Genomic DNA, 490 nt, shown 5'->3' with positions numbered 1-490 from the left:
TGTATGCGGCCACCCACACCGCCCTGGAGGTGTTGCAGTCCTGGCTCGGCGCGGATCGGGCGGCCACGTTGGTGGTGTTGACCCATGGTGGCGTGGGGCTGGCTGGCGAGGACATCAGCGACCTGGCCGCCGCCGCGGTGTGGGGCATGGCGCGTTCCGCGCAGGCCGAAAATCCCGGCCGGATCGTGTTGATCGACACCGATGCGGCGGTGGATGCCTCGGTGCTAGCCGGCGTCGGGGAACCCCAGCTGCTGGTGCGCGGCGGCACTGTGCACGCCCCCCGGCTGTCCCCGGCCCCGGCGTTGCTAGCGTTACCGGCGGCAGAGTCGGCGTGGCGATTGGCCGCCGGTGGTGGCGGGACCCTGGAGGATTTGGTGATCCAGCCCTGCCCGGAGGTACAGGCACCGCTACAGGCGGGGCAGGTGCGCGTGGCGGTGGCGGCCGTCGGGGTCAACTTCCGCGATGTGGTGGCCGCCCTAGGGATGTATCC

1 protein-coding gene is annotated in these 490 nt (G+C 71.6%); it reads left to right on the top strand.

The window, feature by feature from the left end; translation table 4 throughout:
- Positions 1-490 (top strand): SpnB-like Rossmann fold domain-containing protein (locus FJR74_RS08470; RefSeq protein WP_211333946.1); only part of this gene is annotated, 490 nt, incomplete at both ends.

The sequence above is a fragment of the Metamycoplasma neophronis genome (assembly GCF_006491995.1).
GTDB lineage: Bacteria > Bacillota_I > Bacilli_A > Mycoplasmatales > Metamycoplasmataceae > Metamycoplasma > Metamycoplasma neophronis.
This window is presented reverse-complemented; position numbering and strand designations above follow the sequence as displayed.